Origin of the sequence: Streptomyces changanensis, assembly GCF_024600715.1 — a bacterium.
Lineage (GTDB): Bacteria > Actinomycetota > Actinomycetes > Streptomycetales > Streptomycetaceae > Streptomyces > Streptomyces changanensis.
Map to the genome: position 1 here is coordinate 1,206,639 of NZ_CP102332.1, position 15,820 is coordinate 1,222,458.

Annotated in this window: 16 protein-coding genes; 6 read left to right on the plus strand and 10 right to left on the minus strand. The window is 75.5% G+C overall.

All coding sequences use genetic code 11. The features are described 5' to 3' along the window. Positions 1–158 precede the first annotated feature (158 nt). Together NRO40_RS05300 and NRO40_RS05305 are read left to right on the plus strand one after the other, a co-directional pair. Positions 159–800, plus strand: coding sequence for a hypothetical protein (locus NRO40_RS05300; RefSeq protein WP_058944685.1), 642 nt, complete (start codon positions 159–161; stop codon positions 798–800). A gap of 286 nt (positions 801–1,086) precedes the next feature. Next, positions 1,087–2,163 (plus strand): RNA ligase (ATP), encoded by a 1,077-nt coding sequence (locus NRO40_RS05305; RefSeq protein ID WP_058944686.1) that lies wholly within the window; start codon positions 1,087–1,089, stop codon positions 2,161–2,163. Positions 2,164–2,400: 237 nt separating this feature from the next. Here the strand turns inward: NRO40_RS05305 and soxR are convergent, their stop codons facing one another. Then, entirely contained in the window at positions 2,401–2,880 is a 480-nt protein-coding gene (gene soxR / locus NRO40_RS05310) for a redox-sensitive transcriptional activator SoxR (RefSeq protein ID WP_058944687.1), read from the minus strand. Positions 2,881–2,981: 101 nt separating this feature from the next. On the opposite strand from soxR, the gene NRO40_RS05315 reads away from it, so the two are divergent. Then, the gene (locus tag NRO40_RS05315) at positions 2,982–3,443 is read left to right on the plus strand and encodes a MaoC family dehydratase (RefSeq protein ID WP_058944688.1); all 462 of its coding nucleotides are present in this window, start codon (positions 2,982–2,984) and stop codon (positions 3,441–3,443) included. Here NRO40_RS05315 and NRO40_RS05320 read toward each other — a convergent pair. The 3 genes from NRO40_RS05320 to NRO40_RS05330 all read right to left on the minus strand — a co-directional run bounded on the left by NRO40_RS05320 (position 3,434) and on the right by NRO40_RS05330 (position 5,652). Continuing rightward, positions 3,434–4,060 carry a TetR/AcrR family transcriptional regulator gene (locus NRO40_RS05320; RefSeq protein WP_058944695.1) on the minus strand — a complete coding sequence of 209 codons (627 nt, stop codon included), beginning with the start codon at positions 4,058–4,060 and terminating at the stop codon, positions 3,434–3,436. The two genes, NRO40_RS05315 and NRO40_RS05320, sit on opposite strands and share 10 nt — an antisense overlap. Positions 4,061–4,140: 80 nt before the next feature. Continuing rightward, positions 4,141–4,428: a YiaA/YiaB family inner membrane protein gene (locus tag NRO40_RS05325; protein ID WP_058944696.1), complete on the minus strand. Its 288-nt coding sequence runs from the start codon at positions 4,426–4,428 to the stop codon at positions 4,141–4,143. A 69-nt stretch (positions 4,429–4,497) separates the two neighbouring features. Then, the gene (locus tag NRO40_RS05330; protein WP_058944689.1) at positions 4,498–5,652 is read right to left on the minus strand and encodes an acyl-CoA dehydrogenase family protein; all 1,155 of its coding nucleotides are present in this window, start codon (positions 5,650–5,652) and stop codon (positions 4,498–4,500) included. Positions 5,653–5,712: 60 nt separating this feature from the next. Here NRO40_RS05330 and NRO40_RS05335 point away from each other — a divergent pair, with 60 nt between their 5' ends. Continuing rightward, positions 5,713–6,357, plus strand: coding sequence for a TetR/AcrR family transcriptional regulator (locus tag NRO40_RS05335; protein WP_058944690.1), 645 nt, complete (start codon positions 5,713–5,715; stop codon positions 6,355–6,357). A 205-nt stretch (positions 6,358–6,562) separates the two neighbouring features. On the opposite strand, the gene NRO40_RS05340 is transcribed toward NRO40_RS05335, so the two are convergent. The 6 genes from NRO40_RS05340 to NRO40_RS05365 all read right to left on the minus strand — a co-directional run bounded on the left by NRO40_RS05340 (position 6,563) and on the right by NRO40_RS05365 (position 13,059). Continuing rightward, positions 6,563–7,891, minus strand: a complete 1,329-nt coding sequence (locus tag NRO40_RS05340) for an MFS transporter (RefSeq protein ID WP_058944691.1) — start codon at positions 7,889–7,891, stop codon at positions 6,563–6,565. A gap of 229 nt (positions 7,892–8,120) precedes the next feature. After that, a complete protein-coding gene (locus tag NRO40_RS05345; protein WP_058944692.1) occupies positions 8,121–9,203 on the minus strand; it encodes a Zn-dependent alcohol dehydrogenase in 1,083 nt (360 codons plus the stop codon). Positions 9,204–9,391: 188 nt separating this feature from the next. Further along, entirely contained in the window at positions 9,392–10,783 is a 1,392-nt protein-coding gene (locus tag NRO40_RS05350; protein ID WP_058944693.1) for an aldehyde dehydrogenase family protein, read from the minus strand. A gap of 124 nt (positions 10,784–10,907) precedes the next feature. After that, positions 10,908–11,420 (minus strand): DUF3574 domain-containing protein, encoded by a 513-nt coding sequence (locus tag NRO40_RS05355; protein WP_058944697.1) that lies wholly within the window; start codon positions 11,418–11,420, stop codon positions 10,908–10,910. Between the two features lie 285 nt (positions 11,421–11,705). Further along, positions 11,706–12,476 carry a class F sortase gene (locus tag NRO40_RS05360; protein WP_257375338.1) on the minus strand — a complete coding sequence of 257 codons (771 nt, stop codon included), beginning with the start codon at positions 12,474–12,476 and terminating at the stop codon, positions 11,706–11,708. Continuing rightward, the gene (locus NRO40_RS05365; RefSeq protein WP_257375339.1) at positions 12,463–13,059 is read right to left on the minus strand and encodes a hypothetical protein; all 597 of its coding nucleotides are present in this window, start codon (positions 13,057–13,059) and stop codon (positions 12,463–12,465) included. The genes NRO40_RS05360 and NRO40_RS05365 overlap by 14 nt, the downstream gene beginning before the upstream one ends. Before the next feature lie 388 nt (positions 13,060–13,447). On the opposite strand from NRO40_RS05365, the gene hmgA reads away from it, so the two are divergent. Then, a complete protein-coding gene (gene hmgA / locus NRO40_RS05370) occupies positions 13,448–14,830 on the plus strand; it encodes a homogentisate 1,2-dioxygenase (RefSeq protein ID WP_232791298.1) in 1,383 nt (460 codons plus the stop codon). Between the two features lie 45 nt (positions 14,831–14,875). Beyond that, positions 14,876–15,625: a GntR family transcriptional regulator gene (locus tag NRO40_RS05375; protein ID WP_058945433.1), complete on the plus strand. Its 750-nt coding sequence runs from the start codon at positions 14,876–14,878 to the stop codon at positions 15,623–15,625. The last annotated feature ends 195 nt before the right edge of the window (positions 15,626–15,820 follow it).

Consider the following 15,820-nt stretch of genomic DNA (forward strand, 5'->3'; position numbering starts at 1 on the left):
ATCCACCACGCGCGCACCGAACGGCACGGCCCGCACACGCGTACCAGTGGGGGGACGTGTCCGTGTTGGCCGACATCCGCATTTTCGATGGAGCCGAAACGGGCACCCGTACGTCTCTTCAACGACGCCGAAGTACCAGCGACGGAGGTGGCGGAGCGATGGCAGGTTTCCGGAGTCTCGCCAGACAGGTTCGTGATCCTGGGTGCGACGTGGCGCTGCGGCGCTACTCGCTGCGCAAGTGCCTGGAGCGGTTCGCTCCGTACGGGCACCGGGCGACCTGGGACCACCTGTGCCGGAGGCACAGGTTCGGGCCCGAGGACCGGGATCTCGATCCGGCGCGGTTGGTGGCCGCGCTCGACGAGTTGGAGGAGGCGCGGGCCGTGTGGCTCGCCTATGAACGGCGGTTCGCGGAACGCCGCCGGCACGAGAAGCACCTGGGACTGCGGCGGCCCCCCGCCCTCGACGACTGGCACCGGCACACCTGGGGCGGCAACGGGGTCGTGCGGTGCGTCGACCCGGCGGTGCACCCCGGGTTGCCGCTCGGCGAGGCGCTGCGCCGGCTGGTCTCCGCGCTGGAGGCGCAGCCGGGCGGGAGCTGCCCGGTGTGCGGCGCGGACCGGTTCGCGTGGCGGCCGGTCGCGGCCGACGCGCAGGGGTGCGGGCCGGTGTGCACGGAGTGCGGGGTGGTGGTGCCCGCTCCCGTGCTGACCGACGGGGCCCTGAGGGCCGCGCGCGGGCGGACGGCGCGCGCCGACGGACTGCGGGCCCGCGCGGTACGGGAGCTCGCCGCCGTGGGGTGAACCGCCGCGGAGCGGTACGGGGGTGGGGCCGGAGCCTCCGGCGCACCCCCGGCCGCCGCGGCCGTGATCGGCTCGCCCCGGACCGGCGAGACGGCGACCGGCGCGCCCCGCACCGGGTGGACGCGACCGGCGCGACCGGCGACGGCGGCGTGACGGCGACCGCGGCGACGGATGGCCGGTGGGATCGGGCGGGACCGTAGCAGGCGGAAAACGGCGTGAGCCACCGGATTCGGCGCGGCCACAGTGGCCGGACCGAACCGACGCCGACCCGAGGAGCAGGACCCCGATGTCCACGCTGCGCGTGACCGCCGAGCTGCTGACCGTCCACGAGCACCCGAACGCCGACGCCCTGGAACTCGCCCAGGTGGGCCTGTTCCGGGCCGTGGTGGCGAAGGGCGCCTTCCGCGACGGCGACGCCGCCGTGTACGTGCCGGAGCAGGCGGTGCTGCCGCCCGCGCTCGTCGAGGAGCTGGGGCTGACGGGGCGGCTGGCCGGCGCGGAGGCGAACCGGGTCAAGGCGGTGCGGCTGCGCGGGGAGCTGTCGCAGGGCATCGTCTGCCGGCCGCGCGCCCTCGCCGGCGTCGACCTGGTGCGGGCGGCGGCGGAGCGGACGGACTTCGCCGAGGCGCTCGGCATCACCAAGTGGGTGCCGCCGGTGCCGACCAGCATGAGCGGCGACGTCGAGGCCGCGCCTGACCTGCTGCCGTGGGGCGACGTGGAGAACCTCCGGCGCCACCCGGACGTCTTCGTGCCGGGCGAGCCCGTCGTGCTGACCGAGAAGGTGCACGGCACGGCCTGCCTGACGACGTACCACGCCGGGGACGGACGGGTGCAGGTGTCGTCGAAGGGCTTCGGCGCGAAGGGGCTCGCCCTGCGCGAGGACCCGCGCAACGTCTACTGGCGGGCGGTGCGCGGCCACGGCGTGCCCGCGGCGGCCGCGCGGCTGGCCGAGCGCTTCGGCGCCACCCGGGTCGGCGTCTTCGCCGAGGTGTACGGGGCGGGGGTGCAGGACCTGGCGTACGGCGCCGACGCCCGCGCGGGTCGGCTCGGGTACGCCGTCTTCGACGTCGCGGTCGAGGTCGCCGGGCGGGTGCGCCGGCTGGACGCCGGGGAGCTGCACGAGGTGCTGGCCGGCGAACTGCCGCCGGTACCGCGGCTGTACGCGGGGCCGTACGATCTCGCGACGGTACTGGAGCTGGCCACGGGCCGGGAGACGGTCTCGGGGCGGGCGCTGCACCTGCGGGAGGGCGTGGTCGTGCGGCCGGCCATCGAGCGGTACAGCCCGGTGCTGGGCGGGCGCGCCCTCGCGAAGGCGGTCAGCCCGGCGTACCTGACCCGCAAGGGCGGCACGGAGTACGAGTAGCACCGGGAGGCGGCACCCGCCCCGACCGCCGGGGCGCGCGGGCGCCCCGGTGGGGGTGTCCAGCCGGTCGGGTCGGATCAGGGAGCGGTGTCCCGTGCGTGCGGCCGCGCGGCGCAGGAGGGAGCCACGGCGGAGTCACGGCGACCGGCGACGACGCCGCGGTGGGGGCGCCTCCCGTGCCCGGAGGGCGGGCGCGTGCCGGGCGTCGTGAGCAGGACGTCATCGGCACGGCACCCGCTAGCCCGCGTCGGCGTCCCGGCGGGGGCGCTCCGGCAGGAGCCGCGAGCCGGTGAGCCGCTCGCCGAAGATGTCGTCGGGGTTGGACAGCACGCAGGTGTCGAGGGACAGGCAGCCGCAGCCGATGCAGTCGGTGAGGTGGTCGCGCAACCGGGCGAGCTGCTGGATGCGGTTGTCCAGTTCGGCCCGCCAGGCCCGGGAGAGCCGCGCCCAGTCGTCGTGCGTCGGCGTCCGCTCCTCGGGCAGTTCCGCGAGGGCCTGCCGCACGGTGGCGAGCGGGATGCCGACGCGCTGGGCGGCCCGGACGAAGGCGACGCGGCGCAGTGCGTCCCTGCTGTAGCGGCGCTGGTTGCCGCTGGTGCGGCGGCTGTTGATCAGGCCCTTGGCCTCGTAGAAGTGCAGGGCGGAGACGGCCGCCCCGCTGCGCGCGGAGAGTTGGCCGACGGTGAGCTCGTGGATCTTCTCTGGAATCTGCGGCACCCACCGAACCCTACTGGTCCGTTGACAAGGGCAACCGCCCCCACCATGCTAAGCAAGCGCTTGGAAAGATCGGGCAGGACGCACCTGGACAGGGAGCAGGGATGGCAGAGCCGAGGATCTTCACCTCCGCCGACGAGCTGCGCGCCGCGGCCGGCGAGCAGCTGGGGCACAGCGACTGGCTGGAGGTGGACCAGAAGCGGATCGACCTGTTCGCCGACGCCACCGAGGACCACCAGTGGATCCACGTGGACCGGGAGCGCGCGGCGGCCGGGCCGTTCGGGACGACCATCGCGCACGGCTACCTGACCCTGTCGCTGCTGCCCGTCCTGGTGCCGCAGGTGATGCGGGTCGAGGGCGTGCGGATGGGCGTCAACTACGGCACGAACAAGGTGCGTTTCCCCGCGCCCGTGCCGGCGGGCTCGCGGGTGCGGGCGACCGCGTCCGTCAAGGACGTCGAGGACGTGGGCGGCGGCGTGCAGGTGACCGCCGTGGTCACGGTGGAGCGCGAGGGCGGCGACAAGCCGGTGTGCGTCGCGGAGTCGGTGTCCCGCTTCTACTTCTGAGCGCTCACCATGCGCAGCACGAGGTCGGCGTAGAGCGCGCCGACCTCGTCGGGCGTCCGACTGCCCTGAGCGTTGAACCAGCGCGCCACGTCGATGCAGAGCGAGAGCACGGCGAGGGTGGTGCCGGACACGTCCGGGACGTCGAACTCGCCCGCCGCGACGCCGTCGCCGATGATGCGGCGCACCGCGGCGTCGGTCCGGCGGCGCAGGGCGACGATCTCGGCGCGGTGCTCGGGGCCGAGGGCGTCCAGCTCGTACTGGACGACGCGCGCGGTGGTGTGCCGCTCGGCGTGCCAGCGGACGAAGGACCGGACGGCGCCGGCGAGCCGTTCGGCGGCGGTGCCGGGGGCGTCCGCCGCCGCCTCCAGGATCGCCAGGGCCTTGTCGTGGCCGATCCGGCTGATCCGGTGGAGGAGCTCCTCCTTGGTCCGGTAGTGGATGTAGAGCGCGGCGGGGCTCATGCCCGCGCGGCCCGCGATGTCCCGGGTGGTCGTCGCGTGGTAGCCCCGCTCGGCGAAGGCGTCGACGGCGGCGACGAGCAGCCGCCGGGCCGCGTCCGGGGTGACCTCGCCCCACGGCATCTCCTCACCGCCGGCCGTCTCCTCCGCCGTACTCATCATTCGCCCCTTCCCACGCTCAAGGACGAACACCATACCGCGAGGGTGAGCAAGCGCTTAGCGCGTCCGCGGTGTACGGCTCAGAGCTTCTGGAACGGGTCGTGCTCGGCGAGGAGCTTCTCCAGGCGCGCCTGGTCGACGCGGCTGACGATGTGCCCCGCCTCCTGACGGTCACGGACGACCTTGGCGAGGGTGAAGGCGGAGGTCGTCAGGTACAGGACGGCGATGCCGAGGAAGGCCCGCACCCACACGTCGGCCTCCAGGTTGCCGATGCCGAGCGCGACGGCCGCGAGGGCGATGGCGAAGGAGGCGACGGCCTGTCCGTAGTAGGCCGCCGTGTTCTGCTGCTTGACCGGTGTGTCACTCATGCCGTCGAGGATGCGCACCGTGTGGCCCGGGACACATCCGCGCGGGTACTCAGGCCGGTACTCAGCGCCTCAGAAGGCGGAGACGCCCGTGAGGGCGCGGCCGATGATCAGCTTCTGTATCTGGCTCGTGCCCTCGTAGAGCGTCATGACCCGGGCGTCCCGGAGGAGCTTGCCGACGGGGTACTCGTCGATGTAGCCGTAGCCGCCGAAGACCTGGAGGGCGTTGCCGGCACAGCGCACGGCGGCCTCCGAGGCGAAGAGCTTTGCCTGCGACGCGGCGGTGGCGAACTCCTCACCGCGGTCGACGAGGTCCGCGACTCGCCAGGTGAGCAGCCGGGCGGCCTCGACGTCGACGGCGATGTCGCTGATCAGTTCCTGCACCAGCTGGTACGCGGCGATGGGCTTGCCGAACTGCTCGCGCTCCCCCGCGTAGCCGACGGCGGCGTCGAGCGACGCCTGGGCGATGCCGACGCAGCCGGCGGCGACGGACATCCGGCCCTTGGCGAGGGCGGACATGGCGACGGCGAAGCCCTTGCCCTCGGGGCCGAGGAGGGCGTCGGCCGGGATCCGGACGTCCTTGAGGACCAGCTCGGCGGTGGACTGGCCGCGCAGGCCGAGCTTGCCGTGGACGGGGCGGCGGGAGAGGCCGGGCGTGTCGGCCGGGACGAGGAAGGCGGAGACGCCGCGGTGGCCGGGCACGTCCGAGGTGCGGGCGAAGAGGAGGACGACATCGGCCCAGGTGCCGTTGGTGATGAACATCTTGGAGCCGTTGACCACCCAGTCACCGCCGGGTCCGCGCACGGCCCGCGTGGCGAGGTTCGCGGCGTCGGAGCCGGTGCCCGGTTCGGTGAGGCCGAAGCAGCCCAGGGCCTCGCCCGAGGTGAGCCGGGGCAGCCAGGCGCGCTTCTGCCGCTCGTCGCCCCAGGCGGCGACGGTCTTGGCCACGAGCCCGAGCGAGACGGAGACGATGCCGCGCACGGAGGAGTCGCCGCGCCCGAGCTCTTCGGTGACGAGGCAGTACGCGAGGTGGTCCCCGCCCGAGCCGCCGTACTCCTCGGGGACGGTCAGACCGAGGAACCCGAGCGCGCCGAGCTTGCGCACGATCCCCCGGTCGACGCTCTCGGCCCGGTCCCAGGCGGCGGCGTGGGGGGCCACCTCGCGCCGGACGAAGTCCCGGGCGAGCCGGCGGACGGCCTCCTGCTCCTCGCTGAGCTCCAGGTTCACGCGCACTCCCCTTTTAATTACCAGCGCTAGTTTTTTTTGGGCAGCCCTACTATGTGCCGCATGGCCAGACCGCGCAAGCCCCTCCTCAGCCGAGCCCGCATCGTCGACGCGGCGGCCGCCCTGATCGACGCGGAGGGGCTGGAGGCGGTCTCGACGCGCCGCCTCGCGGCGGAGCTGGGCGTCAGCGGACCGTCGCTGTACAACCACTTCCGCACCAAGGACGAGATCCTCGAGGCGGTCGCGGACGCGGTGAGCGCGCAGGTCGACCTGACGATGTTCGACGAGGGCGACGACCGCGACTGGCGGACGGCGCTGCACGACTGGGCGGTCTCCTACCGGGCCGCCCTCACCGACCACCCGAACATCGTCCCCGTGCTCGCCAGCGGCCCCGGGCGGCGGCCCGCCGGGCTGCGCGTCGCGGACGCGGTCTTCGGGGCGATGGTCCGCGCGGGCTGGCCGCCCGCGCAGGCGACGCACATCGGCGCGCTCATGCGGTACTTCATCACGGGCTCGGCGCTGGGCTCGTTCGCGCGCGGGTTCGTCGACGACGAGACGGCCTACGACCCGGCGGACTACCCGCACCTGGGCCGGGCGCACCTGCTGGCCGAGCACCGGGAGAAGGTCGACGAGGGCGCCTTCGAGACGGGCCTGCGGGCGCTGCTCGACGGACTCGCCGTGCAGTACGCGGCCCTGGCGCGCGCCTGACCCGCCCCCGGCGCCCCGCCCGCGCCCCGACACCGGCCGGTCACGGCCAGGGCGGGGACGCGGACCCGGCTCGGGCCGGGACGCGGGGGCGCCGGTCGTACGGGGGTCGGCGCGGGGCGTGGGGACGGGGTCGGCACCGGTCGTACCGGGCGTGGTCGACGCCGGTCGTACCGGGCGTGGTCGACGCCGGTCGCGGGGCGCGGCGTCAGCGCCGGCCGGCCCCGGCGGCACGGGAGGCGAGGACCTTGATCGAGAGCAGCGCGACCACCGCCAGCACCATGATGTAGGCGGCCACGGACATCGAGGTGCCGGTCGCCTCCAGGAGCAGCACCATCAGGAACGGGGCGAGGCCGCCGCCGAGCACGGCGGCGATCTGGTAGCCGAGCGAGGCGCCGGTGTACCGCGTCTCCGCCGAGAAGAGCTCGGCGAAGAGCGCCGCCTGCGGGCCGTACATGATGCTGAGGAAGCAGCTGGCGACGAAGGTGCCCGCCGCCAGCCAGAGCAGCGAGGCCGTGTCGATGAGCAGGAACATGGGCACCGCCCACACCAGCAGCCCGGCCGCGCCGAACGCGTACACCCGCAGCCGGCCGACCCGGTCCGACAGGGCCGCCGCCGCGGGGATCAGCGCCAGCTGCGTGAGGCTCACGCAGAGGGAGACCGTCAGCACGGCGCTGCGCTCCATGGCCAGCTCGCGGGTGGCGTAGTCGAGGACGCCGGTGACGACGATGTAGAAGGTGGCGGTGTTCACCGCGAACGAGCCGCCGGCCAGCAGCACGGTGCCGAGCTGGTGGCGCAGGACCGTCCGCAGCGGGGATCGGGGCCGCTCCTTCTCCTGCGCGGCGAGGGCCCGTTCGGCCGCCCGGAACTCCGGCGTCTCCTCGACCCGCGTGTGGATGTACCAGGCGAGGCCGAGGACGAGGAAGCCCACGAGGAACGGCACCCGCCAGGCCCAGCCGGCGAACGCCGCGTCACCGGTGAGCGCGCCCGCCGCGAGGAAGACGGTGTTCGCGGTGACCACGCCGATCGGCACGCCCAGCTGGACGAGGCTGCCGTACAGGCCCCGTCTGCCCTCGGGGGCGTACTCGGTGGCCATGAGCATCGCGCCGCCCCACTGGGCACCGACGGCGAGGCCCTGGAGGACGCGCAGGAGGACGAGGAGCACCGGGGCGGCGATGCCGATCGTCTCGTACGTGGGGAGCAGGCCGATGCCCGCGGTGGCGACGCCCATCAGGGTGAGGGCGAGGACCAGCATCGGCTTGCGGCCGCGCCGGTCGCCCAGGTGGCCCGCGATGACGCCGCCGATGGGGCGGGCGAGGAAGCCGACGGCGAAGGTGGCGAAGGCGGCGAGGACGCCCGCCGAGGGGCTGGCGGCCGGGAAGTAGAGGTCGCCGAGGACGAGGGCGGCGGCGATGCCGAAGACGAAGTAGTCGTACCACTCGACGGCCGAGGCGAGGGCGGCGGCGGTGGCCACCTTGCGCCGGTGGCGGTCGGTGGGGGCGGCGGTGGCGGGGGCGGAAGGGGGTGCCGTGTCCATGGGAGCACGCTCCGGTGGGTGCGGGACGGAAGGGGGGCGGCGCCTGACTGCCGGGACCGTACCGACCGGCTGGTATGGAGTCAACGGGCTGGACCGCAACGCTTCTGCGGCGGCGGCGCGGCCCCCCGGCGCCCCTTCCCACGTGCGGGTACGTCCGCCGGCCCGGCCCACCGGGGCAGCACGGGCACCCCGGCCGCGCACGGTGCGGCCGGGGTGTCTCGCGGGTGCGTCAGAAGACGACCAGGGCGCGCCCGCCCTTCCCCGCCAGCATGGCGTCGAACGCTGCCGGGATGTCCGCCAGGCCGATCCGGTCGGTGACGAGGAGTCCGAGGTCGAGGCGGCCGGCGCGGACGTGGTCGGCGAGCACGGGCAGGTCGCGGGCGGGGTCGCAGTTGCCGTAGACGCAGCCGGACAGCGTGCGGCCCCAGTGGAAGATCTCCAGGGCGTTGAACGTCACCTGCTGGTCCTTGCCTCCGATGCCGACGACCGTGGTGCGGCCGCCACGCCGGGTGGAGTCCCAGGCGGTCCGGATGGTGGCGGCCCGGCCGACGCACTCGACGGCCACGTCGGCGCCCCGGCCGCCGGTGAACCCGCGCACCTCCCGGGCGGTGGCGTCCGAGGCGACGACGAAGTCGGTGGCCCCGGCGGCCTTCGCCAGGGCCTCCTTCTCCGGCGAGACGTCCACCGCGACGATCGGCCCGGCGCCGGCGATGCGGGCCGCCTGGAGGGCCGCCAGGCCGACCCCGCCGACCCCGACGACGACGACCGACTCGCCCTCGCGGACGCGGGCGGAGTGGTGCACGGCGCCGTAGCCGGTGAGCACGGCGCAGCCGAGCAGGGCGGCGTCGGTCAGCGGCACGCCGTCGGGGACGGGCAGGACGCACCGGGCGGGGACGACCGTCTCCTCGGCGAACGCGGCGACGTTCAGGCCCGGGTGGAGCGGGGTGCCGTCCTCGGTGGCGGCGTACACGCGGCCCACGCCGGCCAGGGCGTCGACGCACAGCCACACCTCGCCGATCGCGCAGTGGTGGCAGGAGCCGCAGGACGGGGCCCAGTTGAGGACGACCTCGTCACCCGGCGCGACGTGCGTGACGCCCGGCCCGACGGCGAGGACGGTGCCGGCGCCCTCGTGGCCGAGGACGGCGGGTACGGGCACCCGCATGGTGCCGTCCGACAGGGACAGGTCGGAGTGGCAGACCCCGGCGGCGGCGAGGCGGACCCGGACCTCGCCGGGGCCGGGCTCGGGGAGTTCGATGCCGGTTATCTCCAGCGGAGACCCGACGGCGGGCAGGACGGCGGCGCGGACGACCACGATGGGCTTCTCCCGGCTCGGGGGCTTGGCAGGGTCAGGACCCGGGGCTCGGCGGGTCGGGGTTCGGAGCCCCGGGGGTGGTTCGGAGCCCCGGAACGCGGCGGGTCGGGGGTCGGGAGTCGGAGCCCCGGGACTCGGGCCCCGAGGCTCCGGGGTCGGGGCTCGGGGGCCGGGCTCGGGCTCGGGGATCAGAACTGGAGGGACTTGGTGTGCAGGTACTCGGCGAGGCCGTGCGCGCCGAGCTCGCGGCCGACGCCGGACTGCTTGTAGCCGCCGAAGGGGGCGAGCGGGTTGAAGCGGCCGCCGTTGATGTCGACCTGACCCGCCTCCATGCGGCGGGCGAAGGCCACGGCCGCCCCGGGCTCGCCCCAGACGGCCCCGGCGAGGCCGTACACCGTGCCGTTGGCGATGCGCAGGGCGTCCTCCTCGTCCTCGTACCGGAGGAACGCCACGACCGGGCCGAAGATCTCCTCCTGGGCGATGGTCATGTCGGGGGTGACGTCGGCGAAGACGGTCGGCGCCACGTAGTAGCCCCGGTCCAGTGGCGGCCGCGGGCCCCCGGCGACGAGGCGGGCGCCCTCGGCGACGCCCTTCTCGACGTACGCGACGACCCGGTCCCGCTGCGCGGCGCTGACCAGCGGGCCGAGGCGCTCGCCCGGCCGGTACGCGGTGACGGCCTCGGCGGCGAGCGCCACGGCCTCCTCGTAGCGGTCCGCGCGGACGAGGACGCGGGTGAAGGCGTTGCACCGCTGGCCGGAGTTGGACATGACGCTGGCGACGCTGGTGGTGACCGCCTTCGCCAGGTCGGCACCGGGCAGGATGACGCTCGCGGACTTGCCGCCGAGTTCGAGGGCGACCCGCTTGACCGCGCCGCCGGCCGTGGCCCCGATGCGCCGGCCCACGGCGGTGGAGCCGGTGAAGGAGACGAGGTCGACGCCCTCGTGCTCGACGAGCGCCTGGCCGGCGACGGGGCCGAGGCCGGTGACGAGGTTGAGGACGCCCGGCGGGAAGCCGGCCGTGTCGACGCACTCGGCGAAGAGCCGGGCGGTGAGCGGGGTCTCCTCGGCCGGCTTGACGACGACCGTGCAGCCGGCCGCGAGGGCCGGGGCGACCTTGGCGACGAGCTGGTGGAGCGGGTAGTTCCAGGGGGTGATGGCGCCGACGACGCCCACCGCCTCCAACAGCACGGTCGAGTTGCCGACCTTCTCCTCGAACGGGTACGTGGCGAGGAGGTCGGCGTACGAGCCGGTGACGGTGACCGGCAGCCCGGCGTGGACCGCGTGGGCGAGCTTGGGCGGGGCGCCGAGCTCCGCGGTGACCGTCGCCGCGATCTCGTCCTGGCGGGCCGCGAGGGCGTCGCGCAGGGCGGCGAGGCGGGCGGCGCGCTCGGCGGGGGTGGTGGCGGACCAGGCGGGGAAGGCCGCCCGGGCGGCACGCACGGCGGCGTCCACGTCCTGCGCCGAACCCGCCGGCACCTCGGCGATGACCTCCTCGGTCGCCGGGTTCACCACGGCGATGGTGCCGGCACCGGCGGCGGGCCGCCACGCGCCGTCGATGTACATCCCGTCGTGGACCTTCATCGCTGTCTCCTTCGGCCTGGCTCGCTGTGCCTGTCGTCCGTCGCCGACCAAACTAGCGGCGGTAGTTTTCCGCCGCCAGAGGGTGGCGGTGGCGGGTGGGCACGATCCTGCCATCCGCGCCCGCTCAGAAGTCGACCCGCACCCGGTCGTCGACGCGCGCGACGGACTCCTGCCCGAAGGCCCGCCGGTAGCTGTCGCGGACGCGCTCGACGCGAGGGTGGGCGGCGGCCGCGTCGGCGGCCGGGTACAGCAGGACCAGCTCGTACGAGCGCTCCCGCTGGATCCGGCCGGAGCCGTCGCGCCACTGGCCGCGCCCTTCCTGGACGGTGAGCCCGGCGGGGAAGAGCGGGGTGACCACGCGGTCGACGAACTCCGTGAACTGCCGGTCGGTCACCGCGGGGCCGCCGTCGGGCCGCTCGGTGCCGAACAGCAGGCGGGTCTCGGCGTGGGCACGGGCCCCGGCGGGCACGGTGGACCCCGGCACACCGGCGGCGGGCACGGCGGGGCCCGCGCCGTCGTCGAGCGCGACGTACGCGGTGGGGGCGCCGACCGCGAGGAGGAGCGCGGCGGCGGCGAGGGCGGTACGGCCCCGGCCCCCGGCGCCACGGGCGACCCGCGTGCGGGCGCGGGTGGGCACGGGCACGGGGCCGGCCGCTGACGCCGAGGCCGGCGCCGCGGCGGAGGGCGAGGCGGCGGCGGAGGGCGGGGCGGGTACGGAGGGCGGCACGGCGGCGGAGGGCGGGGCGGGTACGGACACGCGGGGCTCCTCGGTGGGTGACGGGCGGCGCCGGGCCGGCGCGTGGCCGGTCCCACAGTGGCAGGGGACCCGCCCCGGCGTCCGGCGGTCCGCGCCTCCGACCGGCCGCCGGTGAACGGCGCGGCGGACCCGCGCGCCCCCTCGGGGAGGCACGGGCCCGCCGGTTCACGCCCGGTCGGCACCCGCCGGGAGGACGTCGGTGAGGTGGGCGAAGACGACGACGTTGGCGGCGTACCCCTTCTTGGGGTCGAAGGCCCCGCCGCAGGTGAGCAGGCGCAGCTCGGGGCGGCCGGTGGACCCGTACACCTCCTCGTCGGGGAACTTCTCCTTGCCGTACGTCCGCACGCGGTCGACCGTGAAGACGGCCGTCAGCCCGTCCAGGCGGGTGACCCGGACGGTGTTGCCGCGCTTCAGCGAGTGGAGGTCGAGGAAGACGGCGGCCCCGGTGCGGGTGTCGCGGTGGCCGACGGCGACGGCCGTGCCCTTCTCGCCGGGTGTGGGCCCGCCGTCGTACCAGCCGACGAGGCGGGGGTCGTCGACCGGCGGGGAGCGCAGCCGGCCGGTGGCGTCCAGGCCGAGGCCGATGACGGGGGCCTCGATGGTGATGGCCGGGATGGCCAGCCGCGCGGCGGGCGACGGGCCGAGGGGGGCGGGCGGCGGTTTCGCGGTGGGCGTCGGCCGCGCGGTGGGCACGGGCGGCGGGCGGACGGCCCGCGGTCCGGCCCCGCCCGTCGCCCCGGGCGCCGGCGCGGCGGGGGTCGCGGCCTGCTGCCGTGGGGCCGCCACGGGCCGGAGGGCCCCGGACCGCGCGTCGTCCTGGGCCCACCAGACCCCGCCGGCGACCAGCGCCGCCGTCACCGCCGCCGTCCTGGCGAGGCGGAGCAGGCGCCGCTGCCGGCGGGTGAACCGTGTGTGGCCGGGCCTACGCGGCGCCATCGGCGCGACGGCGACGACGGACGAGGATCAGCCCGGCGGTGCCCGCCAGGCCGGCCGCGAGCGCCGCTCCGACGCCGAACGCCGAGCCCTCCTCCGGCGGTGCCTCCGCCATGCCGCCGCCGCCCGCGCCGACGGCGCCGCGCGGGGTCTCCTCCTCGCTGGTCGAGTCGGTGCCGTCGGGGCAGTCGACCTGGAAGACCTTCGTCTTGCCGGCACCGGTGGCGCCCACGAACGTCCAGGTGAGCTTGTACATGCCGTCGGGGAGCGAGAGCTCGTCGGTGTGGCCGGTGCCGGTCGGGGAGAGGGTGATCGCGCCCTGGACGCTGGGGTCGCCGGCCTTCATCGGCTGCGGCGCGATGGTGTAGCCGACCTGCTGGAGCCCGTCGAAGTTGAACGCGGCGAGGTAGAAGCTGCAGACCTTGGGCTCGTTGCGCTGGTCGAGCGGCGAGGTGCTGTTGCTGTGGATCTTGACGTCGCCGTTGTCCCCGGGTGCGGCCACGGCGGCGGGCGCGCCGCCGAGAGCGGTGCCGGCGAGGACGAGTCCGGCGACGGCCGTGCGCAGGAGTGGTCGGGCTGCGGTCATGAGGGGTTCCTCCGTAAGGGAGTCGGACGGATCAACCGATAATCTGAATATCTGTTACCTCTCGGGCGCACCGGACTTGTCGGGCGGCGCGCCGACCCGGTTCGCCCGGTCGGCGCAGCCGGCGGCGGACGGCGGGCGGCCGCGCAGCCGCCACCCGGGCGCCCCGCAGCGGCCGGCCGGGGCCGCGCCGCCCCGGCCGCCGGGCGGGCGCCACGAGGCGGGGCCCGCGCGGCCCGGCCGTACGGCGACGGGCGCGGCCCCCCGGGGAACCGTCCGGTCCGCCCGGCCGTCCCACTCCCCCGGCCACCGGACCCCCGCCCCCCGTTGACGGCGGGGCCGCGGAATCCTACGGTCATACAGAGGATTCCTTGAGCGGCAGGAGCGGGCGATGACCATGGGCGGCGCCGTACCGGCGGACGGGCAGACGGGCGAGCAGGCGGACCGGCGGGTGGACCGGCCGGCGCGCGAGCGGGCCCGCAGGACGGCCGAGGGCCTGGAGTACCTCTCCGGCTTCGGCAACGAGCACCAGTCGGAGGCGGTCCCAGGCGCCCTGCCGCACGGCCGCAACTCGCCCCAGCGGGCCCCGCTCGGGCTGTACGCGGAGCAGCTGAGCGGCAGCGCCTTCACCGAGCCGCGGGCCCACAACCGGCGGTCGTGGCTGTACCGGATCCGGCCGTCCGCCGCGCACCCGCCCTTCACCCGCGTCGACAACGGCGCGCTGCGCTCGGCGCCCTTCACGGAGACCGTCCCGGACCCGAACCGGCTGCGCTGGAACCCCCTCCCCGCGCCCGCGCCCGGCACGGACTGGCTGGCGGGCCTGTGGACCCTCGGCGGCAACGGCGACGTGACGCAGCGCACCGGCGTGGCCGTGCACCTCTACCACGCCGACACCTCCATGGAGCGGGTGTTCAGCGACGCCGACGGCGAGCTGCTGATCGTGCCCGAGCGCGGCGGCCTGCTGCTGCGCACCGAGTTCGGCGTCCTCGCCGCCCGCCCCGGCGAGGTGGCCCTCGTCCCGCGCGGGGTCCGCTTCCGCGTGGAGCTGCTCGACGACACCGCCCGCGGCTACGTCTGCGAGAACTACGGCCGGCCCTTCCAGCTGCCCGACCTCGGCCCGATCGGCGCCAACGGCCTGGCGAATCCGCGCGACTTCCGCGCCCCGGTCGCCGCGTACGAGGACATCGAGGGCGGGGTGGAGGTGGTGAACAAGTACTGCGGCAACCTCTGGGCCGCGACGTACGACCACTCCCCGCTGGACGTCGTCGCCTGGCACGGCAACCACGTCCCGTACGTCTACGACCTGCGCGCCTTCAACGTCATCGGGACGATCTCCTACGACCATCCGGACCCGTCGATCTTCACCGTCCTCACCTCGCCGTCCGACACCCCCGGCCTGGCCGGGGTGGACTTCGTCGTCTTCGCGCCACGCTGGCTGGTAGGCGAGGACACCTTCCGCCCGCCGTACTTCCACCGCAACGTCATGAGCGAGTACATGGGCCTGATCGAGGGCGCGTACGACGCCAAGGCGGAGGGCTTCGTGCCGGGCGGCGGTTCGCTGCACACGATGATGTCGGCGCACGGCCCGGACCGGGAGACGTTCGACCGCGCCAGCGCCGCCGAGCTGGCACCGCAGAGGATCGACGACGGCCTGGCCTTCATGTTCGAGACGCGCTGGCCGCTGACGACCACGGCCCAGGCCGCCGGGGCCGACCACCTGCAGCGGGGGTACGACGACGTGTGGCAGGGTCTGGAGCGCCACTTCCGCGCGTAGTACGTCACGTGGGTCGTACACCGCACGCAGCCCTCCGGAGATGCCGTGTCCGCCTTCGCCCCCGACTCCCTGGTCCTGAACCGCAAGCTGCCGCTGTGGTACCAGGTGTCCCAGTCCCTGCGCGCCTCGATACTGGGGCGCTCCCCGGACGCGTCGCTGCGCCTGCCCACCGAGGAGCGGCTGGCGGCGCACTACGGGGTGAGCGTGCTGACCATGCGGCAGGCGCTCAAGGAGCTGGAGGAGGAGGGGCTGATCAGCCGGCACCGGCGGCGCGGCACCTTCATCGAGCCGGGCGCCCGGCGCAGCGCCCCGCGCCGGCTGCTCGGCTCGATCGACGCGATCGTCGCGCAGCAGTCGGGTGAGCGGACGACGGTGCTCGGGCACGGTCCGCAGCCGGTCCCCGGCGAGCTGGCCGAGCACTTCCCGGAGCTGCGGGAGGTCGTCACGTACCGGCGGCTGCGCCGGGACGCGGAGACGGGCGAGCCGACGAACTGGGCGGAGAACGCGGTCCGCCCGCAGATCGCGGCCGCGATCGACCTGGCCGACCTGGAGCGGTGGCCGATGACGAAGGTGCTGCGGGACGCGGTCGGGGTGCGGATCAGCCGGATCACGGACACGGTCGAGGCGCGGCTCGCGGACCCCGCGACGGCCGAGCTGCTCCAGGTGCCGCTGCTGTCGCCGATCCTGCACTACACGGGCGTGACGTACGACGAGGACGGCCGCGTGGTGGACGTGGCGCGCATCCGGTACCGGGGCGACCGGTTCTCCTTCACGGTCACGGTGGAGGCGGACTGAACGGGGCCCTGGTGGCCGCCGGGCAGGGCCGCGGTGGAAGCGGCCGGGGGCGCCGGGGCACCGCAGCGCCCCGGCGGCGGCCGGGGCTCCCGGGACGGGCGGCGTCCCGGCGGTGTCCGGCGCGCCCGGGATCCGCAGTGCCTCGACGGCGGCCGGTGCCCGGAGCGGCCGGGACGGCCGGAGCGGCCGTCGGAG